This is a genomic window from Kitasatospora purpeofusca (genome assembly GCF_000718025.1).
In the GTDB taxonomy this organism is placed as follows: Bacteria; Actinomycetota; Actinomycetes; order Streptomycetales; family Streptomycetaceae; genus Kitasatospora; species Kitasatospora purpeofusca.
This window is the reverse complement of record NZ_JODS01000036.1, coordinates 36403-57520: the sequence shown is the minus strand read 5'-3', so window position 1 is coordinate 57520 and position 21118 is coordinate 36403. Positions and strand designations below refer to the sequence as shown.

At 73.9% G+C, this 21118-nt stretch carries 20 protein-coding genes; 8 read left to right on the top strand and 12 right to left on the bottom strand.

Annotated features, from left to right (window positions below; all coding sequences use genetic code 11):
- Positions 1–38: 38 nt before the first annotated feature.
- The gene (locus tag IF01_RS0135225; protein WP_030397693.1) at positions 39–446 is read left to right on the top strand and encodes a VOC family protein; all 408 of its coding nucleotides are present in this window, start codon (positions 39–41) and stop codon (positions 444–446) included.
- 26 nt (positions 447–472) lie between these two features.
- Here IF01_RS0135225 and IF01_RS0135220 read toward each other — a convergent pair whose 3' ends face one another.
- The 4 genes from IF01_RS0135220 to IF01_RS0135205 form a co-directional block, all read right to left on the bottom strand.
- Complete coding sequence (locus IF01_RS0135220) at positions 473–1315, bottom strand: undecaprenyl-diphosphate phosphatase (protein WP_030397692.1); 843 nt, start codon at positions 1313–1315, stop codon at positions 473–475.
- A gap of 581 nt (positions 1316–1896) precedes the next feature.
- Positions 1897–2124, bottom strand: coding sequence for a hypothetical protein (locus IF01_RS0135215; protein WP_030397691.1), 228 nt, complete (start codon positions 2122–2124; stop codon positions 1897–1899).
- 179 nt (positions 2125–2303) lie between these two features.
- Positions 2304–3647, bottom strand: coding sequence for a threonine--tRNA ligase (thrS, locus tag IF01_RS0135210; protein ID WP_279617288.1), 1344 nt, complete (start codon positions 3645–3647; stop codon positions 2304–2306).
- 199 nt (positions 3648–3846) lie between these two features.
- The gene (locus IF01_RS0135205; protein ID WP_030397689.1) at positions 3847–4581 is read right to left on the bottom strand and encodes a leucine-rich repeat domain-containing protein; all 735 of its coding nucleotides are present in this window, start codon (positions 4579–4581) and stop codon (positions 3847–3849) included.
- Positions 4582–4770: 189 nt separating this feature from the next.
- Between IF01_RS0135205 and IF01_RS0135200 the strand changes: the two genes are divergently transcribed.
- Positions 4771–6435, top strand: a complete 1665-nt coding sequence (locus tag IF01_RS0135200) for a peptide-N4-asparagine amidase (RefSeq protein ID WP_051756829.1) — start codon at positions 4771–4773, stop codon at positions 6433–6435.
- A gap of 81 nt (positions 6436–6516) precedes the next feature.
- On the opposite strand, the gene IF01_RS0135195 is transcribed toward IF01_RS0135200, so the two are convergent.
- From IF01_RS0135195 to IF01_RS0135175, 5 genes are all read right to left on the bottom strand, one after another.
- Positions 6517–8316 (bottom strand): vWA domain-containing protein, encoded by a 1800-nt coding sequence (locus tag IF01_RS0135195; protein WP_030397687.1) that lies wholly within the window; start codon positions 8314–8316, stop codon positions 6517–6519.
- Between the two features lie 72 nt (positions 8317–8388).
- A complete protein-coding gene (locus IF01_RS0135190) occupies positions 8389–9453 on the bottom strand; it encodes an ATP-binding protein (RefSeq protein WP_030397686.1) in 1065 nt (354 codons plus the stop codon).
- A gap of 211 nt (positions 9454–9664) precedes the next feature.
- Positions 9665–10990, bottom strand: a complete 1326-nt coding sequence (lysA, locus tag IF01_RS0135185) for a diaminopimelate decarboxylase (protein WP_051756842.1) — start codon at positions 10988–10990, stop codon at positions 9665–9667.
- A 150-nt stretch (positions 10991–11140) separates the two neighbouring features.
- Positions 11141–11347 (bottom strand): hypothetical protein, encoded by a 207-nt coding sequence (locus IF01_RS0135180; protein WP_030397684.1) that lies wholly within the window; start codon positions 11345–11347, stop codon positions 11141–11143.
- A 221-nt stretch (positions 11348–11568) separates the two neighbouring features.
- On the bottom strand, positions 11569–12489 hold the full coding sequence (locus tag IF01_RS0135175; protein WP_030397683.1) for an SMP-30/gluconolactonase/LRE family protein: 921 nt from the start codon (positions 12487–12489) through the stop codon (positions 11569–11571).
- A 91-nt stretch (positions 12490–12580) separates the two neighbouring features.
- Between IF01_RS0135175 and IF01_RS0135170 the strand changes: the two genes are divergently transcribed.
- Positions 12581–13021: an Lrp/AsnC family transcriptional regulator gene (locus IF01_RS0135170; protein ID WP_030397682.1), complete on the top strand. Its 441-nt coding sequence runs from the start codon at positions 12581–12583 to the stop codon at positions 13019–13021.
- 92 nt (positions 13022–13113) lie between these two features.
- Here the strand turns inward: IF01_RS0135170 and lpdA are convergent, their stop codons facing one another.
- Together lpdA and IF01_RS0135160 are read right to left on the bottom strand one after the other, a co-directional pair.
- Positions 13114–14529 (bottom strand): dihydrolipoyl dehydrogenase, encoded by a 1416-nt coding sequence (lpdA, locus tag IF01_RS0135165; RefSeq protein ID WP_030397681.1) that lies wholly within the window; start codon positions 14527–14529, stop codon positions 13114–13116.
- Positions 14530–14736: 207 nt separating this feature from the next.
- Positions 14737–16362: a M28 family metallopeptidase gene (locus IF01_RS0135160; protein WP_078880573.1), complete on the bottom strand. Its 1626-nt coding sequence runs from the start codon at positions 16360–16362 to the stop codon at positions 14737–14739.
- A gap of 109 nt (positions 16363–16471) precedes the next feature.
- On the opposite strand from IF01_RS0135160, the gene IF01_RS0135155 reads away from it, so the two are divergent.
- From IF01_RS0135155 to IF01_RS0135145, 3 genes are all read left to right on the top strand, one after another.
- Positions 16472–16651 (top strand): antitoxin, encoded by a 180-nt coding sequence (locus tag IF01_RS0135155; protein WP_030397679.1) that lies wholly within the window; start codon positions 16472–16474, stop codon positions 16649–16651.
- Between the two features lie 267 nt (positions 16652–16918).
- Positions 16919–17404 (top strand): cation:proton antiporter regulatory subunit, encoded by a 486-nt coding sequence (locus IF01_RS0135150; protein ID WP_030397678.1) that lies wholly within the window; start codon positions 16919–16921, stop codon positions 17402–17404.
- A 7-nt stretch (positions 17405–17411) separates the two neighbouring features.
- A complete protein-coding gene (locus IF01_RS0135145; protein ID WP_051756827.1) occupies positions 17412–18749 on the top strand; it encodes a cation:proton antiporter in 1338 nt (445 codons plus the stop codon).
- Positions 18750–18786: 37 nt separating this feature from the next.
- On the opposite strand, the gene IF01_RS49115 is transcribed toward IF01_RS0135145, so the two are convergent.
- Entirely contained in the window at positions 18787–18960 is a 174-nt protein-coding gene (locus tag IF01_RS49115) for a hypothetical protein (protein ID WP_167349793.1), read from the bottom strand.
- A gap of 74 nt (positions 18961–19034) precedes the next feature.
- Between IF01_RS49115 and IF01_RS0135135 the strand changes: the two genes are divergently transcribed.
- Together IF01_RS0135135 and IF01_RS0135130 are read left to right on the top strand one after the other, a co-directional pair.
- Positions 19035–19661: a TetR/AcrR family transcriptional regulator gene (locus IF01_RS0135135; protein WP_030397676.1), complete on the top strand. Its 627-nt coding sequence runs from the start codon at positions 19035–19037 to the stop codon at positions 19659–19661.
- Positions 19658–21079 carry an MFS transporter gene (locus IF01_RS0135130; RefSeq protein ID WP_030397675.1) on the top strand — a complete coding sequence of 474 codons (1422 nt, stop codon included), beginning with the start codon at positions 19658–19660 and terminating at the stop codon, positions 21077–21079. The genes IF01_RS0135135 and IF01_RS0135130 overlap by 4 nt, the downstream gene beginning before the upstream one ends.
- Positions 21080–21118: the final 39 nt, after the last annotated feature.

The window sequence follows — 21118 nt, the reverse complement described above, 5'->3', positions numbered from 1 at the left end:
TCGCCAACCACCTTCACCCGAGGCGAGGAGCCCTCACCATGGACGCCCTGTACCACCGTTTGCTCGTGGCCGACTTCCCCGCCTGCTACCGCTTCTACCGGGCCGTACTGACCCCGCTGACCGGCGCCGCCCTGGTCAAGGGCACTCCCGACGGCCCCTACGCCACCTGGGACCTCGACGGTCAGGCGGTGCTGTCGCTGTTCGACCGGAGCCTGCTGGCCGCCACCGTCGGCACCGCCGCACTGCCCGCCGAACCGGCCGCCGCCCAGGACGGCACCATGCTGGTGTTCCGGGTCGAGGACGTCGGGCAGGCGTTCGACCTCTGCCTGCGGCACGGCGCCGGCTCCGTCGTCGGCCCCACCGACCGCCCCGAGTGGGGGCCCGGGCTGCGCACCGCCCATCTGCGCGACCCGGAGGGCCGGCTGATCGAGCTCCAGTCGTACTGACCCGGCCCGGCGGCCGGGCCGGCGGGTCAGTGGACCGTGCCGGCGTTCGGGGCGAGCACCCCGGCGGTGACCAGACCGATGATCAGGCCGCCGAGCAGGATCCGGTACACCACGAACGGCAGGAAGCTGTGGTGCGAGATGTACTTCAGGAACCAGGCGATCGCCGCGTAGCCGACCGCGAAGGCGATCAGCGTGGCGAGGGCCGTCGGTCCCCAGGCGGGCGCCGGGCCCTCGCCGATCTTGAACAGCTCGAGCACGCCCGAGGCGAGCACCGCCGGGATCGCCAGCAGGAAGGAGTAGCGCGCGGCGGCCTCCCGGCTGTAGCCGAGGAACAGGCCCGCGCTGATCGTGCCGCCCGACCGCGAGACACCCGGGATCAGCGCCAGCGACTGGGCGGCACCGTAGACCAGCGCGTGCGGGAAGGTCAGGGAGTCGATCCGCCGGGCACTGCGCACGGCCCGGCTGCGGTCCGCGGCCGCCAGGACCAGGCCGAAGACGATCAGCGTGGTGCCGATGATCCGCAGGTCCCGCAACTGGGTCTCGATCGTGGTCTGGAACAGCTTGCCCAGGACCGCGATCGGCAGCGTGCCGACGATCACGAACCAGCCCATCCGCGCGTTCGGGTCCCGGCGCAGTTCCGGCGTCCACAGCGAGCGGATCCAGGTGGAGACGATCGCGGTGATGTCCTTGCGGAAGTAGATCAGGACCGCGGACTCGGTGCCGAGTTGGGTGACCGCGGTGAACGCGGCGCCCGGGTCGTCCCATCCCAGCAGCGCGGAGAAGACCCGCAGGTGGGCGCTGGAGGAGACCGGGAGGAACTCGGTGAGCCCCTGGATCAGGCCGAGGACGGCCGCGTGGAACCAGCTGATCACCGGACACCCGCCGCACAGGCCCGCTGTTCGCTTCGCATCGTGTCTGTCCCGTTCCGCTCGGAGGAGGGGCCCGGGCGCCGTCCCGCAGCCCGGGCCGGACCGCTGCCTGCACCGCCGTTATCGCCGGGCGGCGGCCCCGCAACGGGCTGCCGGGCCCAGGGGCTGCGCGGCGTTCGCGCGCCAGTGCGATCGGGCGGCGCGGCCAGCATGGCCGAGGCAGGCTGAACGTTTCCTGAAGACGCAGGTCACGGCCGACGCCGGTCCGCTCGTGCCGCTCCGGCGGACTGATCCGGATTCAGGACCCGGCTGCCGGAGGCGAGGAAAGAACGATCACAAGCACGGAACTGACGAAACGCCGAGGAGACTCACTCGCACTCGACGGGCTCTCGGTCGAGGCCGCTGGGCGGCGGCAAACGGCACCGCCCCGTCCGGGGCGGACGGGGCGGGCAGGGCGGACGAGGCGGACGAGGCGGGCAGGGTGGACGGGGCGGGCAGGGTGGACGGGGCGCTGTCGTTGCGGGTGCCACCGGTCGGGGTGAGGAGCGTCGCGCGGCAGGCGGGGGTCCGAGGACGGGACCCTAGCGCGGGGCGTCCAGGTGGTAGAGCGCCGAGCAGGTCCGGCCGTGCAGCGGGCTGATCTGGCGGGCGGCGGCCGGGGTGTGGCCGACCGCGGCCGTGCAGTACCGGGAGTCCGGGACCGGCAGCGGGCGCAGCGTGACGCCGGTGGCGGGGGCGGCGACCGCCACCCCGCCGAGGGTCAGCCCGGCCGTCAGGGCTGTGACGACGATTCGGCGGGCGAGGCGCATGGGGTACCTCCGGAGGAGCTCGACTGAGGGACGGCGGCGGCCGGGGACGGTGGCCGCCGCCCCCATTCGAACGGCGGGTGCGCCGGGCGGCCCGGCCGACACACCGCGCGCGCCGCTAGTCGTATGTGTACGACTGCGTCCGGGGCGATCCGGCGGCGGCCACCCGGGCTCACCCGGTGTCAGCCGGCGGACCCGCCCCGGCTCTCCCCCGGCTCGTCCCACAGCTCCTCGGCGCAGGCGCCGACGAGCGCGCGGATGCGGGCCAGCGCCTCCCCCGCCGGCAGCGGTTCCGGCCGCCGGCCGTCGCGCAGGCGCAGGGCGAGCCGGCCGTCCGCCGCCTCGCGCGGGCCGACGACCGCCTGGTACGGGACCAGCCGGGCCTCGCGGATCCGCGCGCCCAGGCTGCCGCGCTCGGGCCCGGCGACCTCGGCCCGCAGCCCGAGGTCCAGGCAGCGTTCGCGCAGTTGCCCGGCCAGCGCCCGCTCGCCCTCGGTCAGCGGCAGCAGCACCAGTTGGGTCGGTGCCAGCCAGGCGGGAAAGGCCCCGCCGTACAGTTCGATCAGGTGGGCGACCACCCGTTCCACGCTGCCGATGACGCTGCGGTGCACCATCAACGGGCGGTGCTTCGCCCCGTCCGGCCCGATGTACTGGAGCCCGAACCTCTCCGGCTGGTGGAAGTCGATCTGCACGGTGGAGAGGGTGGACTCGCGCCCGGCCGCGTCGGCGATCTGGACATCGATCTTCGGCCCGTAGAACGCGGCCTCGCCCGGCACCGCCTCGAACGGCACGCCGGAGCGCGACAGCACCTCGGTGAGCAGCGCGGTGGCCCGTTCCCAGAGCGCCGGGTCCGCCACGTACTTGCCGCCCTCGCCCGGCAGCGAGAGCCGGTACCGGACCGGCCGGATGCCGAGCGCGCGGTGCGCCTCGCCGATCAGCTCCAGCGCGGCGACCGCCTCGTCCGCGGCCTGGTCGGGGGTGCAGAACACGTGCGCGTCGTTCAGCTGGATCGCCCGCACCCTGGTCAGCCCGCCGAGCACGCCGGAGAGTTCGGAGCGGTACATGCCGCCGAGTTCGGCGATCCGCAGCGGCAGCTCCCGGTGGCTGCGGGGCCGTGAGCGGTAGATCAGGGCGTGGTGCGGGCAGAGGCTGGGGCGCAGCACGACCTGCTCGGCGCCGAGGTCCATCGGCGGGAACATGTCGTCCCGGTAGTGCTGCCAGTGGCCGGAGATCTCGTACAGCTCGCGTCTGCCGAGGACGGGCGAGTACACATGGCGGTATCCGGCGCGCCGCTCGCGGTCGCGGACGAACTCCTCCAGGGTGTGCCGGATCGCGGCGCCGTCGGGCAGCCAGTACGGGAGGCCGGAGCCGATCAGCGGATCGGTGTCGAAGAGTCCGAGCGCGCGGCCCAGCCGGCGGTGGTCGCCGTCGGGGCCGGCAGCGCGGACGGGGACGGGAGCGGCGTCGGGGCCGGCATCGGATGCGGCGCCGGGGCCGGCGTCGGGGGCGATCGGGTGGCTGTTCACGGGGGTCTCCACTCTGCGGTGCGGGCGAGTGGACGGGTACGGCGAAGCCCCGGGGCACTCGCCCCGGGGCTTCGGACTCAGTCAGCAGTCAGCGCGCCGGGACTCTCTCCGGCGTCGTCGTGAGGACGGCTGCAGCGCGCTTCATACGGTCCACGCTACAGCCGAACGCCTCGGTGGGCGAACGGTTTTCCGCCCGGTCTCAGCGCAGGACCTCACAGCCGCGTGCCGCCAGGGCGGCGAGCAGTGACGGCGCCGGTTCGACCGGGTTCCAGCGCAGGTCCAGCTTCTCCAGCGCGGGCAGCCCCGCCGCCCCGTCGGCCAGCCAGTCCGGCAGCGCGGTGATCCGGTTGCCGCGCAGGTCCAGTCGGCGCAGTCGGGGCAGGCCGGCCAGGGCCGGGGGCACCTCGGTGAGCGCGTTCTCGCGGAGCTCGAGTTCACGCAGTTCGGCGAGCCCGGCGAAGGAGTCCGGCAGGCCGGTCAACGCGTTGCCGCGCAGCCAGAGTTCGCGCAGCGCGCGAAGGCCGCCGAGCGAGTCCGGCAGCGCGGTGAGCAGGTTGTGCTGGGCGCGCAGTTCGACCAGGCCGGTCATCGCGCCGATCTCGGACGGGAGTTCGGCGATCCGGTTCTCGCCGATGTTGAGGTAGCGGAGCGCGGTGAGCCGGCCGAGGGCGGCCGGGAGTCCGGTGAGCGCGTTGTCGTGCAGGTAGAGGAAGTCGGTGAGGCCGGCGAGGTCGCCGAGCTCCGCCGGGACGGCGGAGATCCGGTTGTGCCCGAGGTCGAGGGTCCGCACCCGGTGCAGCCGGCCGATCCGGGGCGGGACTTCGGTGATGCCGGTGTCCGCGAGGACGAGGACCGTCAGATCGGTGCGGTCCCACACCTCCTCGGGCACGGTGCCGAGGTGCTGCCGCCAGAGGTTGAGGATGATGTCGGTCACCGGGCCATCCTGCCTCCCGGACCGTGCCGGACCGCGCCGGGGCACTCCCCGCGTCCCGGCGCGCTTCCCACGGCCCGGCCTACCGCTTGACGCTTGCATGCCATGCTCGGGAGGATGCCGGAACCGTCCGACGAGCTACGCGCCGACCGTCCTCGCCCCACCCTCCGGTCGGCCGGGAGAGGGCCCCCCTTGGCCGTCCATCCACTGATCCGACGAGCCGGCCGAACGGCCGCCGCCGTCCTCCTCGCCCTCGCCGGGGCACTGACGGCCGCCGGACCGGCGCACGCCGACTTCGGCACCGACTACCACGACCCGTTCACCGCGGCGAAGCCGCTCACCCGGCCCGACACCCGCTCCTGCACCGTCGAAGTGATGCGTGACCAGCCGTTCCGCAACGGCTACGGGAACCCGCCGGACACGCCCTACAACACCACCGTCGCCCCGCCCGCCGACTGCGCCGGCCCCTGGTCCGCCGTCGCGCTCGACCTGCACGGGCAGGTCGCCGGGCGGCAGTTCGACCGGCTGTTCACCGTCCGAGTCGGCGGCGTGCAGGTCCTGCTCTCCTCCACCCCCGAACCGTCCAAGGACGGCATCGAGTGGGCACTCGAACGCGATGTCACCCGCTACGCGCCGCTGTTCGCCGCCGGACCTCAGCCCTTCGCGCTCGACCTCGCCAACGTCACGGACGACACCTACACCGGCGTCTTCCGGATCTCCGCGAGCCTGACCTTCTACACCGCCTCCGCCCACTGGCCCGCCGCCAGGACCGCCGACCGGCTGCTCACCACCGGGGCCTTCGGACTCGACCGGGCCACACCGAGCGCAGGCACCGACCTCACCTTCCCGCCCAACCTGGAACGCCTGACCGCCGAGGTGTACGCACGCGGCGGCGGCGCCTGCGAGGAGTTCGCCTACGCCTCCGCGCCCGAGGAGTTCGCCCGCGCCAACCCCGGGACGGGCGTCTGCGGCCAGGGCCCGTTCCGCGAACTGCGGCTCAGCGTCGACGGACGGGTGGTCGGCGCGGTCTGGCCCTACCCCGTGATCTACACCGGCGGCTGGGACCCGCTGCTGTGGCGGCCCACCCCGGGCGTCTTCGCCTTCGACCTGCCCGCCTACCGGCTGGACCTCACCCCGTACGCCGGGCTGCTGGTGGACGGCCGCCCGCACCGGGTCGCGATCGCCGTCAACGCCGCCGAGGCCCGCAGCAACGACCTCTGGACCGGCCAGGTCAACCTCTTCGCCGAGGTCGACCGCGGCGCGGCCCGCACCACCGGGCAGCTGACCGACTACCGGGTCGCCCCGGAGGCCGCGACCACCACCGCCCAGCGCGACCACGGCGGCGGCAGCGGCGACTGGACGGTCACCGCCGCCCGGCACGACCTCGCCCGGGGCTGGCTGCAGACCTCGCACGGCCGGGTCACCACCGAGGTCCGCGACGACCTCGTGTTCGGCTCCACCCAGCGCTTCCGCGCCAACGGCAACGACCTGACCCTGCACAACCGCACCGACCTCACCCGCTCCACCGCCACCTGGGGCTCCGGACCCCGGCGCACCAGCACGGTGCACGAGAGCCAGCCGCTCGACGTCACCTACCGGTACACCCAGGACGCGGCCGGCAACACCGACCAGACCACCGCCATGGAACTCGGCCAGCACCGGGAGGCGACCACCGCGACCGGCGCCCGGGTGACCGAACGCAGCACCGTCGACCACACCCTGCGCCCGACCGCCCACCGCCACGACGGCGACACCACCGTCCGCACCGGCACCGCCACCGAGGACTACCGCAGCACCGGCCCGGACGGCCCCTACCACCGCACCGTCACCACCGTGGACGGCTGGCCGGTCGGCTGACCCTCCGTCCGCACCGGGCCGGGCCACTGGTCCGGCCCGATGCGGTGCGGCCCGGTGCGGCCCGGCCCGGTGCGGCGGGCCTCAGCTCATCCGGAACACCGGCCCGCGCGCCGTGAACGGCAGTGCGGCACCGCGCGGAACGAGGAAGGCGTGCTCGCGGCGCAGCCGCAGTACGTCGCACTCGCCGTCGGTGATCACGAGCACGGGTGCCCCGGGAGGGAAGTCCTCCGCCCGCTCCAGCAGGTCGATGCCCGGCTGGAGCACGGTGCCGCCGCGCCCGTGCACCCGGAGCCGCCCGGCGATCTCCTCCACCGGGAGGTACCCGGCGTCGTGCGCGGCGGCGTCGCAGTGCACCACCCGCGCCGCGGGCACGTCCCGGGCGGCGGCGTAGGAGGCGATCGCGCCGAGCGCCTTGCCGAGCAGCGTCCGGTCCATCGAACCGGAGGTGTCCAGGACGACCCCGAAGGTGCAGCGCGGCACCTCCTCCTCCGGGTGGTGGCGGCCCGCCCGGGGAATGTCCGGCGTGGCGGACTGCCGGCGCGCGGGGCGGGCGTAGCTGCGCACCGGTTCCGGCCGGGGCACGAACTCGTCGAACCAGCGCGCCAGCAGCGCGTCCCACGGGAGCGGCGGGTGGGCCAGTGCGCGGATCTCCTCCACCAACCCGGCCGGCAGCAGCCCGCGTTCGCGCCCGTGCAGCTCGAAGCCCTGCTGGAGGCCGCGCCGGTAGAAGTCGTCGAGGTCCACGAAGTCCCGGGGCGGCCCCAGCCGTTCGCCGAGGATGTCCGGTCGGTTCTTCCCCGCCAGGGTGGCCAGCCGGCGGATCCGGCGCCGGTCGCGGACGATCCGGTCGTACACCTCCTCGGCCGACAGGCCCTTCAACTGCGGGTCGTGCAGCAGCCCGTCCGGCATCTCGCCGACACCCATCTCCAGCAGCCAGCCGTTGATGACGTAGTCGGCGGCGACGTTGAACAGGAACGGGTCCCGGCCGCCGCGGCGCTCGCCGTGCCGCAGGGCGGCGTGCAGGATCTCGTGGCCGAGGACGAACCGCCACTCCTCGTCGGAGTAGCGGCGCAGCGGGTTGACGTAGATCTCCCCGGCCTCGCTGTCGACGGCGGCCACGGCGATGTCGTGGGCCCGGGCCAGTTCGGCGTCGGCCACCACGGTGAGGCCGGCCGCGACGACGCCGAGCAGCGGGTAGGAGGAGACGAACCAGTTGAGCGCCCTGCTCCAGGGCCGCTCGGGCAGGCGTTCGCCGGTCTCGGCGTCGAACCGGCCGCCGGCCCGGTCCATGGCGGCGGACATGGTGCGGGTGAGCGCGGCCGCGAACTCCACCGTCCAGTCCTCGGGCGGCCCGTGGCCGCGCCACTCCAGCAGCAGTTGGTCGTGCTCGGCGGTTCCGGCCGTCCCGGCGGTCCCGGCGACCGCGGGTGCGGGCAGGCCGTCGCGGCGCCATCGGGCGGCCAACTCCTCCTCGCCGCCGCCCGGGTACTCCTGCGGGAGGGCGACCGGGGCGCGGCCGACCGGGAAGGTGGCGAGGAAGCGGTTGACCACCGCGCAGCGGGCGGCGGCCTCGAAGGCGTCGGGCGGGGTCCGGGTGCCGCGGGCGCCCGGGAGGTGGCCGAGGCCCAGGTGCAGCAGGGCGTGCGCGAGCACCCAGGCCCACTCCTCGGGTTCGGCCCGGCGGCGCGGGTTGATGTGCAGGGTGCCGTTGGAGTCGGCCACCGCCCAGCCGTCCGGCGGGGCGGTGTCGCAGTTCTCGGTGCGGCAGATGTCGGCGCGCAGGGCGGCGAGGGCCGGATTGCGGCGAAGCAGCCGGACGCCCTCCGCGAAGGCCTCGGTGCCCGGGTCCGGCTCCCTCCGGTCGGCCTGGGCGCGCTTCACCCGCGGACCTCGGCGGTGCGCTTCACCGGCGGACCTCGACGACGGGCTTCACCGGCGGGCCGGCGGTGCGCCTCACCGGCGGGCCTCGACCAGCCGGGGCATGTCCCGGGCGGCCTCGATCAGGAACCAGGCGGGCAGCACCGGGTTGCCGTCCGCACCGTCGGCGATCACCGTCCGAGCGACCTCCACCGAGATCTCGGCCAGCTGGACCAGCAGCGACTTCGCCCGGAACGCGGTCTGCCGCTGCGCCCCGGAGGCGTGCTCCTTCTGCGCGGGCAGTTCCTTGACGAGTCGGCCGCGGAAGGCGTCGGCCAGGTAGTAGAGCAGGTCGCGGTCCTCCACCCGGTGCGGCCAGCGCGCGTCGCCCTTGAGGATCGCCTCCAGGCCGTAGGAGTTGCGGACAATCTTCGCGTAGCCGCAGAAGGCGATCGCGTGCTGCGCGGTGAGCAGCCCGTGGGCGACGACCTTGAGCGTGCCCTCGTCCAGGGTGGGCCCGAAGGAGTGCAGCGCGTCCGAGAGCATGTGCCAGGCGCGCGGGGTGGAGAACGGCTCCTCGGTCTTGGGCGGCGCGGACCACAGGTGGTCGGGCCGGTCGGTGAGGTGGTCGACGATCCAGGGGTGGATGCCGGCGCCGCCCGCCCAGCGCAGCCAGTCCTCGGCGCTGGCCCGGAGATGCACGTGGACCATGCGGTTGACCAGTGCGGACGCCATCGGGCGGGCGAGCGCGCCGTCGGTGGCGCGGTTCCCGGCGCCGATCACGATCGAGCCGGGCGGCAGCTCGTAGGAACCGATCCGGCGGTCCAGGATCAGCGAGTAGAAGGCCTTCTGGACGTCCGGCGACGCCGCGTTGAGCTCGTCCAGGAACAGGCAGTAGGGCTGGTCGCGGGCGATCTGCTCGGGCGGGCAGAAGCGGGAGCGGCCCTCGGGGGTGAGCTGCGGCACGCCGATGAGGTCCTCCGGGGCCAGCTGGGTGCCGACCAGGCTCACGCACTCCAGACCGAGCGCCTCGGCGAACTCCCTGACCAGGGAGGACTTCCCGATCCCCGGGGCGCCCCAGAGGAACACCGGGCGGACGGTGGCCAGGCCGAGCAGCAGTTCGGGGATCTGGGCGGGCGAGACGCTGACTGCTCCCTGCACGGGGCTCCTTCGCGGCGACGGTGCGTGACCGGCCCAGTGTGCGGCGGGAGTCGGCCCGGGCGCACCTGGATTTCCGGGCCCGGGAGGCGGATCCGCTCCCGGGCCCGGCGTGCCGGACGGCTGTCGGCGGGTCAGCTGTCGGCAGGGGCAGTTGTCCACAGGGTCAGTTGTCGGCAGGGTCGGCAACCGACGGGGTCAGCCACCGACGGGGTCAGCGGCCGACCTCGCGGGCGCGGAGGTCCTCGACGGTCTCCCGCCGGATCAGCAGCCGCAGCCGCCCGTCCCGCACGGCGGCGACCGGCGGCCGGCCGACCAGGTTGTAGCCGGAGGCCATCGAGAGCTGGTAGGCGCCGGCGGCCGGAACGGCCAGCAGGTCCCCCGGGCGCAGGTCGGCCGGCAGCGTGGCGCCGTGCACCAGGACGTCCCCGGCCTCGCAGTGCCGGCCGACCACGTCGAAGGTCGCGGTCGGGCCGTCGGTGGGCCGCCCGACCGTCCGCACCTGGTAGGCGGAGCCGTAGAGGGCGGGGCGCGGGTTGTCGCTCATGCCGCCGTCCACGGCCGCGAAGGCCCGTCCGTCCGTGCCGCGCTTGACCGACAGGACGCGGTAGAGCGCCACCCCGGCCGGAGCCGCGATCGCCCGGCCGGGTTCGACCAGCAGGCTCGGGACGGCGAGGCCGTGTTCGGCGCAGCGGGCGGCGAGCCGGGCGGTGAGCTCGGCGGCGAAGCGCTCCGGGTCGAGCTCCGCGTCCCCGGTGAGGTAGCGGACGCCGTAGCCGCCGCCGAGGTCGAGTTCGGGCAGTTCGACGCCGTGCCGGTCGCGGATTTCGGCGAGGAGTCCGACGAGCCGGTCGACGGCGGCGAGGTAGGGTCCGGACTCGGTGATCTGGGAGCCCAGGTGGCAGTGCAGCCCGGTGAGCCGCAGGCCGGGCTGGCCGAGGATCCGGGCGACCGCGTCGGCGGCGTCCCCGCCGTCGATCCGGAAGCCGAACTTCTGCCCGTCGACGCCGGTCCGCACCGCGCGGTGGTGCCCGGCGGCCACCCCCGGCAGGACCCGGACCAGTACCCGCTGCGGGGCGTCCGCGACGGCCAGGGCGGCCAGCCGGGGGATCTCGGCGGCGCCGTCGACGACGATCCGGCCGACCCGCAGGCGGCGGGCGAGGCGCAGTTCCTCGGGGGTCTTGGCGTTGCCGTGCAGCAGGATGCGCTCGGGCGGGAAGCCGGCGGCCGCGGCCAGGCGGAGTTCGCCCGCCGAGCAGACGTCGAGGCCGAGGCCTTCGTCGGCGGCCCAGTCCACCACCGCGCTGCACAGGAAGGCCTTGGCCGCGTAGAACACCTCGGCGGTCGGCAGGGCACGGCGGAAGGCCCGGGCGCGGGAGCGGAACTCCTGCTCGTCGAGGACGTAGAGCGGGGTGCCGAAGCGGTCGGCGGCCTCGGCCAGCCCGACGCCGCCGATCAGCAGGTCCCCGTTCGGGCCGGGGCGGGCGGAAGCGGGCCAGGGGCTGCCGAGCGGGCCGGGCTCGGCGGCGGGCAGGGGCAGGGGGAACCGGACGGGTTCGGGGTCCGGGGAGGACGGGGGCGTGCGCAGGGTGGTCGTCACACGGTGCTCCTGGTCGGAACAGGACGGGAGGGGAGGTACGGGAGGGGAAGGACGGGGTCGGCGGCGCGCGGTGGGCCGGCCGACGGGTGGTCAGTCCTCGTAGTACATCGCGTGGCGGCAGTGCGCGGAGCTCGCGCGGCGCTCCTCGGGCTCGCGCTCCGCCGTCGTCGTGGCGGCCGCGCCGGCCTTGGGGTCGAAGACGGTGCCGTGCAGCAGTCGGCGCAGCAGGGCCTCCTCGGCGGCGCCGGACAGCCGGCGGTTGCGGGGGTCGTCGGAGATCACCTGGAACTCGGTCATGGCGGGTCGTCGTCCTTCCGGTCGCGGCGGGGGCCTCGGTCGGTCCCGCTCGCAGATCCAGTCCACCCCCACGGGCGGGGGTCCGCACCGGCTCTTGACGCGGGGCGTACGCGAACCGGCCCCGCCTTGACGGCACCTTGACGACGGCGGCGGCGCGAGCAGGACGACGGCCCCCGGGCGACGCGGAACGTCGCACCGGGGGCCGTCGTACCGGTCCCGCGTCAGGCGTGGCGGGGGACCCGGTGGGTGCCGGTCATCGAGGTCACCAGCGAGTACAGCGAGGTGGTGGCGGTGATGAAGAGGCGGTTGTGCTTCGGGCCGCCGAAGGTGAGGTTGGAGACGGGTTCGGGGACGAGGATGCGGCCGATCAGGGTGCCGTCCTCGGCGTAGCAGTGGATGCCGTTCTCGAACGCCGCCGCCCAGAGCCGGCCGTCGCGGTCGAAGCGGATGTTGTCGAAGCGGCTGCCCCTGCCCTCGATGTGGACGCCGCCGCCGGCCAGGGTGCCGTCCTCGCGGATGTCGAAGACCCGGATGTGCCCGGCGCGGCTGTCGGAGACGTAGAGGCGCTGCTCGTCGTGGGAGAGCAGGACCCCGTTGGGGCCGCGGAAGCCGTCGGCGGCGAGCTGGACCTCGCCGCTGTCCGGGTCGATCCGGTAGAGGTTGCAGGCGCCGATCTCGCTCTCGGCGACATGGCCCTCGTAGTCGCTGGTGATGCCGAAGTCCGGGTCGGAGAACCAGATCGCGCCGTCCGAGCGGACCACCGCGTCGTTGGGCGAGTTGAGCCGCTTGCCCCGGTAGTGGCTGGCGAGGACGGTGACCGTGCCGTCGTGCTCGGTGCGGGTCACCCGGCGGTTGCCCTGCTCACAGGTGATCAGGCGGCCCTCGCGGTCGAGGGTGTTGCCGTTGCTGTGCCCGGCCACCGACCGGAGGACGCCGACCGTCCCGGTGGACTCGTCCCAGCGCAGGATCCGGTCGTTGGGGATGTCGCTCCAGATCAGCTGCCGCCAGGCGGGCACGTAGAGCGGGCCCTCGGCCCAGCGGCAGTCCCCGTGGAGCTGCTCGAGCCGGGTGTCCCCGTAGGTGCAGGGGCGGAAGCGGTCGTCCAGGATCTCGTACAACCCGAACTCAATCTGACCAGACATCATTCATGTCCTATCGCAAACGGCCGAACGTGATTCTGATGATCATGAGTATGACAGAACCAGGTATGGTTCCACCATGGCGATCGAAAATCTGGACGACACCGACCGGGCCCTGGTGGCGCTGCTCCAGCAGGACGCGGGCCAGGCCTACGCGGCACTCGGCCGCGCCGTGGGGCTCTCCACCGCCGCCGCCCACGAGAGGGTGCGCAAACTGCGCGAGCGCGGCGTCCTGCGCCGCACCACGGTGGAGGTCGACCCGAAGGCGCTCGGCCTCGGGGTACTGGCCTTCGTGATGGTCGACTCGTCGGCGTGGATGGGCGATTCGGCCGGGGCGTTCGCCGCGATCCCCGAGATCGAGGAGGCCCACGTCATCGCCGGCGCCGCGTCGGTGCTGGTCAAGGTGCGGACGCCGACGACCGAGCAGCTCCAGGACGTGCTGCGCCGGCTGTACGCGATCGAGGGCGTCAACGGGACCCAGGCGACCGTGGTGCTGGAGTCCTTCTTCGAGCGGCCGCCGTCACCGGCGCTCTGACCGGGGCGAGGGCGACAGCCGCCGGGGAAACACGACGGGTCCGTCCGGCGGGGCGGTCCCCGCCGGACGGACCCGGCCGTTCAACGGGCTGATCACATGTTGATCATGTGACCGGCCAGCCCGTGGATCGCCTCCTTGACCGCCTCGCCCAGCGTCGGGTGCGCGTGCACATTGCGGGCGACCTCGTGCACGGTGAGGTCCCACTGCTGGGCCAGCGTCAGCTCCGGCAGCAGCTCGGTGACCTCGGGGCCGATCAGGTGGGCACCGAGCAGCTCGCCGTGGGTGCCGTCGCTGATGACCTTGACGAAGCCGATCGGGTGGCCGAGGCCGTGCGCCTTGCCGTTGGCGGTGAACGGGAACTTGGAGACCTTGACGTCGTAACCCAGCTCGCGGGCCTGCGCCTCGGTGTAGCCGAAGCTCGCGATCTGCGGCTGGCAGTACGTCGCGCGCGGGATCATCGCGAAGTCCAGCTCCATGGTCTCCACGTCGCCGATCGTCTCGGCCGCGATCACGGCCATCGACTCGGCGGCGTGTGCCAGCATCAGCTTGGCGGTGACGTCACCGATGGCGAAGATGTGCGGGACGTTGGTGCGGCCCCGGCCGTCGACCGCGATCGCGCCCCGCTCGGTGAGCTTGACGCCGGTGTTCTCCAGGCCGTAGCCGTGGACGCGCGGCGCGAAGCCGATCGCCTGGAGGACCTTGTCCGCCTCCAGGACCTGCTGCTGCCCGTCCTTGGCGGTGACGGTGACCTTGACCTTGGCGGCCGGGTCCTTGTCGTCGATCGAGTCCACCCGGGTCGAGGTGAGCACCTGGATCCCGAGCTTGCGGTACTGCTTGGCCAGCTCGGCGGAGACGTCCGCGTCCTCCAGCGGCACCATCCGGTCGAGGAACTCCACGATGGTGACCTGCACACCGTAGTTGTGCAGCACATAGGCGAACTCGACGCCGATCGCGCCGGCGCCCGCGATGACGATGCTGCCCGGCAGGTCCTCGGTGAGGATCTGCTCCTCGTAGGTCACCACGCGGTCGCTCAGGCTGGTACCGGGCAGCAGCCGGGTGCTGGCACCGGCGGCGATGATGCAGTGGTCGAAGGTGACGACCTCGAAGCCGCCGCCGTTCAGGGCGACCTGGAGGGTGCGGTCGTCGACGAAGGTGCCGCGGCCGTCGTACTCCGTGATGCCGTTCTTCTTCATCAGGTAGTGGACGCCCTTGACGCGGCCGTCGGCCACGGTGCGGCTGCGCTTGAACGCCTCGCTGTAGTCGAAGGTGACCGTTCCCTCGACCTTGATGCCGAAGGTCTTGGCCTCCTTGGTGAAGATGTGCGCGAGTTCCGCGTTGCGCAGCAGGGCCTTGGAGGGGATGCAGCCGACGTTCAGGCAGACCCCGCCCCAGTACTTCGACTCCACGACGGCGACCTTCAGGCCGAGCTGGGCGGAGCGCACAGCCGCGGTGTAACCGCCGGGACCGGCCCCGAGAACGACGACGTCGTAGTGCGTGCTGCTGCTCATGGTGCTGATTCCTCCGAGGGTGTCACGGTGTCGTGCTCTCGCCGTCCATGGTGTCAGGCCGCCGCTCCGCGCACCCGGCGGACCCCCGATCGCCCGGGACCGGCGCCCGCCCGACAAGCCCGCGGCCCCGCCCCCGAGAAGCGCGGGGCGGGGCCGAAGGCGGGATCAGGCCTGGTCAGGCCCGGGTTCGGGCCGGTTCGGGACGGGTCAGGACGCGACCTCGTGTGCGTGGCTCTCCTGGAGGCCGCCGCCGCTGCCCACCTGGCCGTCGGTCTGCTTCGGCGCGACGGGCGCGGTCAGCGAGGAGAGGTCCCAGGCGTAGCGGCCGACGGCGTTGGCGATGGCGTCGATGTTGAGGTCGAAGGCGGCGAGGTCCAGGTTGTCCAGGTCGTCGCAGGCCTTGTGGTAGCACTTGTCGAACGCGACCCCGGCGGTGCCGCCGTACCTGGCCGCCTGGTCGGCGGTCTTGATCACCTCGGCGCCGGTGTCGGTGCCGCCGGCCGGGATGCCGGCCTCGATGAACGGCCCGTAGTCGGAGCGGCCGGTGAAGTCGGTGCCCTCGTGCGGGACGCTCCAGTCGTCGAAGAAGTCCGTGATCAGGCGCTCGATCTGGGCGGAGCCCGCCGGGCCGGGGCCCGAGCCGACGTGGTCGGAGTCGTCGCCGTCGTAGACGAACTGGGCCGAGTTGGGCGAGGCGATCATGTCGAAGTTGAGGTAGAGCCGGATCTTCTTCTTCTCGGCCTCGGACAGCGAGTTCACGTACGCCTCGGAGCCCTTGAGGCCGAACTCCTCGGCGGACCACCAGGCGAACCGCACCTTGTTCTTGACCGGCCGGGTGCCGAGGTTCTTGGCGACCTCGAGGATGCCGGCCGAACCGGAGCCGTTGTCGTTGATGCCGGGCCCCTCGACCACCGAGTCGAGGTGGGAGCCGACCATGACGATGTTGTTCGGGTCCCCGCCCGGGGTCTCGGCCAGCACGTTCCAGGTCTTGCGCTTCTCCATGAAGGTGCGCAGGTCCAGGCTGACGGTGACGGGCCCGGCGGCGGCCTTGGCGGCGAGGGCCTCGCCGGCCGCCTTGCTGGTGCTGCCGACCGGGAGCCGCCCGGCGTCCGGCTCCACCAGCGTGCCGCTGAGCTCGGCGTCGGTGTTGTTGTACACGACGGCGGCGGCGGCGCCCGCGGCCGCCGCGGCCGCCTGCTTGATCGCGAAGCTGCAACCGCCGCGCTTGATCAGCGCGACCTTGCCGGTGAAGGCGCCGGCCGCGTAGTCGGACGCCTCGCAGCCGGTGGTGTCGTCCACCGGGACGACCGCGAGCGGGGCGGTGATGCCGCCCCCCGGGCCGCTGAGCGAGTACGTCATGGCCTTCAGCGGCACCGCCTCGGCCTGCGGGGAGACGACGGCGAACTTCTCCGAGAGGGCCTGGAAGAAGGTGTACTCGAACTCCTGCTTGGAGACCTTCAGCCCGGCCCGGCGGGCCTGGTCGTAGACGTACTGGGCGGACTGCTCGTGGCCCCGGGCGCCGGCCACCCGGGTACCGCCGTTGCGGTCGGCGAACCGCTGGAACGCCTCCAGGGTCCCGAAGGCGTCGTCGGCGTCACTGCCCGCGATCAGCCGGGCGGCCAGCTTCGCCCCGTTGCGGGCCGGGTCCGCGTCGGCGGCGGCGCTGCCGGTGCCGACCAGCAGCAGCGGGGTCACCAGCGCCGCGACAGCCAGCGCGGCGCCCGCCGTCCGGCGGGTGGGGGCGGCGTTGGAGCGGGGTGCGGTGGCCGGGCGACCGGTCCGAGCGTTCAACGTGAGTCCTTCCGACGGTCTGTGGGTCTCCCGATTTGACATGCTCCGGGACGTCTTGCCAACCCCGGCGCGAAAGCTGACCGGATGCGGACACCCCGCTCTGCGGCGATGCTGGAGGAGGTGGGGCCGTCTCTTCCGGGAGTGTGACCAGATGTCCATGATGGATAAGCTCAAGGGCCTGCTCAAGGGCCATGAGGACCAGGCCGAGAGGGGCGTGGACAAAGCCGGCGACATGGTCGACGAGCGGACGCAAGGCAAGTACAGCGGCCACGTCGACACGGCGCAGGACAAGATCAAGGACCAGCTGCGGGACGACCGGCCGCCGCAGTAGGCCCACCGCGTCGGACCCCCCGAGCTCCAGAACCACGGACCGTCACGCAGTCGCCCGGTCCGTCCCAGGCCCGTGCGCGCGCCTTTCGGCGCCCCGCACGGGCCTGGTCATATTTTCGGACTTTACATACTCATTACTATTGATCCGGTAGCGCGTTCGCGTCCTGTACGCGGTCAGGCGCCGGTGTTCCCCTGCCCCGGCACGCCCGTGTCCGCGTCCGTGTCCGCGCACCACCGAGGGAACCCCCCTGACGAGAGGACAGCCGCCGTGTCGATCGCCCGTGTCCGAACCACCCCGCTGCCCGGTGTCGGCGTCCAGTACGACCTCACCACCCGAGAACAGCGGCACCTGTCGGTGATCGCACACCGCGACGGCTCGCGCAGCCTCAACGTCTACCGCTCGGACGACCCCGACGCCTGCTCGCAGGCGTTCCGGCTGACGGCCGAGGAGTCCGCCGCCCTGGTCGACGCCCTGACGCCGGCCCACCACAGCCCGGGCCTGCTGCACACCACCGACCTCGGCCTGGTCGCCGAGCGGCTCCCGGTCGACGGCACCTCGTACTGGAACGGGCGACTGCTGGGCGAGACCCGGATGCGCACCGAGACCGGTGCCTCGATCGTCGCCGTCCTGCGGCGCACCGGCGCCGTGCCCTCCCCCGCGCCGGACTTCCGGCTGGCCGGCGGAGACACGCTGATCGTGATCGGCACCCGCGAGGGTGTGGACGCGGCGGCGGCGATCCTGGACCGGGGGTGATCGGGGGGTGCACACCGCCACCGTCTTCATCGAGCTCGGCTCGGTCATCCTCGTCCTCGGTCTGCTCGGCCGGATCGCCGGCCGGTACGGCTTCTCGCCGATCCCGCTCTACCTGCTCGGCGGCCTCGCCTTCGGCACCGGCGGGCTGCTGCCGCTGAGCGCCAGCGAGGAGTTCGTGGCGACCGGCGCCGAGATCGGCGTCGTCCTGCTGCTGCTGATGCTGGGTCTGGAGTACACCGCCGCCGACCTGGTCACCAATCTGAAGGCCCAGTACCCGGCCGGCGCGGTCGACTTCCTGCTCAACGCGATACCCGGCGCGATCGCCGCGCTGCTGCTCGGCTGGGGCCCGGTGGCGGCCGTGGTGCTGGCCGGCGTCACCTGGATCTCCTCCTCGGGAGTCATCGCCAAGGTACTCGGCGACCTGGGACGGCTGGGCAACCGGGAGACCCCGGTGATCCTCAGCATCCTGGTGCTGGAGGACCTCGCGATGGCGGTCTACCTGCCGATCCTCACCGCCCTGCTGGCCGGCGCCGGCCTGGTCGCCGGCTCGATCACCCTCGCCATCGCGCTCGCCACGGCGGGAGCGGTGCTGTTCGTCGCGCTCCGCTACGGCCGACTGATCTCCCGCTTCGTCTCGCACGACGACCCGGAGAAGCTGCTGCTGGTGGTGCTGGGGCTGACGCTGCTGGTCGCCGGGATCGCGCAGCAGCTCCAGGTGTCGGCGGCGGTCGGCGCGTTCCTGGTCGGCATCGCGCTCTCCGGCGAGGCCGCCGAGGGCGCGCACACCCTGCTCAGCCCGCTGCGGGACCTCTTCGCGGCGGTGTTCTTCGTGTTCTTCGGCCTCAGTACCGATCCGACCAGCATCCCGCCGGTGCTGCTGCCGGCCCTGCTGCTGGCCGCCGTCACCGCCGTCACCAAGGTCGCGACCGGCTACTGGGCGGCCCGGCGGGCGGGGATCGCCACCCGTGGACGATGGCGGGCCGGCGGGGCGCTGGTGTCCCGGGGCGAGTTCTCGATCGTCATCGCCGGGCTGGCCGTGACGGCCGGCATCGAGCCCGGGCTCGGGCCGCTGGCCACGGCGTACGTGCTGATCCTGGTGATCACCGGGCCGCTGGCCGCGCGGTACACCCAGCCCGCCGTGGAGCGGCTGGGCGCGGTGATCGCGCGGCGGCGGGGCGCCTGGGTGCCGGAGGCGCGGGCGGGAGGCGTGACTGCGGCCGTCCCGGCCGCGGAGGCGGTGCTGCCCGCGCAGGGTCCGGAGGTGGAGCCGGTGGAGGACTCGCCGGACTCCGGGACCGTGCTGGACCCCGGCCCCGATCAGGCTCTGGACGGGTTGTCACGCTGACGCCGGGACACGCCTGACTCCCCTGCCCCCGGGCGGCTCACCTCCGGTGATCCGCCCGGGGGTTCTCGTTGTGCTGCTCCTTCTTCCCGTCCACCGCGTCCGCGCCGCTGCCGCAGTTCTCGCAGGGGCCGGGACCCGGCCGCTCGCGCACGCGTCCGCAGTCCTCGCACACCCGGTCCAGCCAGCAGGCCGGCTCGCCGCCCTCGTCCATGCGGAGATTGTGCCCCCGGGCCGGACGGGAGCGCGAGTAGACAATGTCTACTCGATCTTGATAGACACATCCCCATGACCGAACAGGACAAGTCCGTCGGCCTGCGTGCCCGCTTGGTCGCGGCCGGGGTCGAACTGCTCGCGCTGGAGGGCGTCCACGCCCTCACCCTGCGCGAGATCGCCCGCCAGGCCGGGGTCTCGCACGGCGCCCCGCGCAGGTACTTCGCCACCCACGCCGAACTGCTCGCCGCCATCGCCGGGCACGGCTTCGGCGAGCTGGCCACCGCGCTGGGCCTCGACGCACCGCCCGCCAGCACCATCTCCGCCGCAGCAGCCCGGACCCGGCTCGACGAACTCGCCCGCGGCTACCTCGCCTTCGCGGCCGAGCAGCCCGGCATGTTCGAGCTGATGTTCCGTCACGACGTGCTGGAGGGCAGCGGCGCGGAGCTGCGCCGCACCTCGCTCCCCCTCTTCGAGGCCGTCACCCGCCTGGTCGCCGCGATCCGGCCGTCCGCGGATGCGGACGGGGACGGGGACGGACCGCCGCCGCCCACCGTGGTCGCGGCGGCGCTCTGGGCCAATCTGCACGGTCTCGCCCAGCTCCGCGCCTGGGGCAGCCTCCGCCTCGCCACCGGCGGCGACAGCGTCGAACCGGTCCTCCGCGCCACCCTCGACGCCCACCTCGGCCGGGACGCCGGATGACGGCCGCCCGCACCCGGCGCCTCACCCTCGTCGGCAGCATCCTCGGCGCCGCCGTCGTCGCCCTCGACGGCACGGTGCTCACCGTCGCCCAACCCAGCCTCCGCCGCGACCTGGACACCTCCCTGGCCGCCGTACAGTGGACCAGCACCGCCTATCTGGTCACCGTGGCCGCCCTGCTGGTGTTCGCGGGCCGGCTCGGCGACCGGTTCGGCCACCGCCGGGTCTTCGCCGTCGGCGCGATCGGCTTCGGCGCCGCCTCGGCGGGCATCGGCTTCGCCCCCGGCATCGGCTGGGTGATCGGTCTGCGTGTCCTCCAGGGCGTGGCGGGCGCGCTGCTCCAACCCGCCACCCTCGGGCTGCTCCGGGCCGTCTACCCGGCCGAACTGCTCGCCCGGCCGATCGCCTGGCGCACCAGCGCGATCGGGCTGTCGGCCGCCGCCGGTCCGCTGGTCGGCGGCGCCCTGACCGCCCAACTGGGCTGGCGGTCGGTGTTCTTCCTGACGGTCGTCCCCGCCGCGGTCGCCGGGGTCTCGGCGCTGCTGGTGCGGCTGCCGCCGTCGGCCGAGGCGACCGCCGCCGCGCCGGGTGCCGGGCTGGACCTGCCGGGCGCCGGGCTGCTGGGCGGCGCGCTGGCCGCGCTGGTGTTCACCCTGGCCGAGGTGCCCGAGCACGGCCCGTCCCCGGCCGTCTGGCTCGGACTGGCGGCCGCGACGGCGCTCGGCACCGCCTTCCTCCGTCACGAACGGCGGACCCGGCACCCGCTGCTGCCACCGGCCGTCCTCCGCGCCCCGACGGTGGCCCCCGCACTGGGCGTCCTGCTCACCGCCTCGGCGGCCCTGTCCGGCACGCTCTTCCTCGTCACCTACTTCCTCCAGGACGTGCTCGCCCTCGACCCGCTCGCCTGCGCGCTCCGGGCGCTGCCGCTCGCACTCGCCATGGTGGTGGCCGCGCCTGCCTCCGCCGCCCTGGGCCGGCGTCACGGTCCGCGCCGGACGGCGGTGGCGGGGATGTCCTCGCTCACCCTGGGCACCCTCCTGGCCTCGGGCTTCCGCCCGGACACCCCGGTGATCGTGACGAGCGCGGCGTTCCTGCTGCTGGGCGCCGGTTTCGGGGCGGTGATGGCCACCGCGACGACGGCGGTCGTCCGCGCCGCACCGCTCGGGGCCGCCGGGGTCGCGGGCGGACTCCAGCAGACCGCGATGAACATCGGCCCCGCCCTCGGCGTCGCCGCCGCGACCACCCTCGCCGCCGGCCGCCCACCGGCCGAAGCCCTCGCCCCGGCCCTGCTCACCCTGGCAGCCGCGGCCGCCACCGGCACACTCCTCGCCACCCGCCTCCCGGCCGCCCACCGACCCGCCGCACCGGTACCGACACCGGCGCCCGCGCCCGCGCCCGCGTTCCGGGACGCTGAGCGCTGAAGCCCGGCCTCGGACATGCCTCCGGCCGTGTGCCGGGAC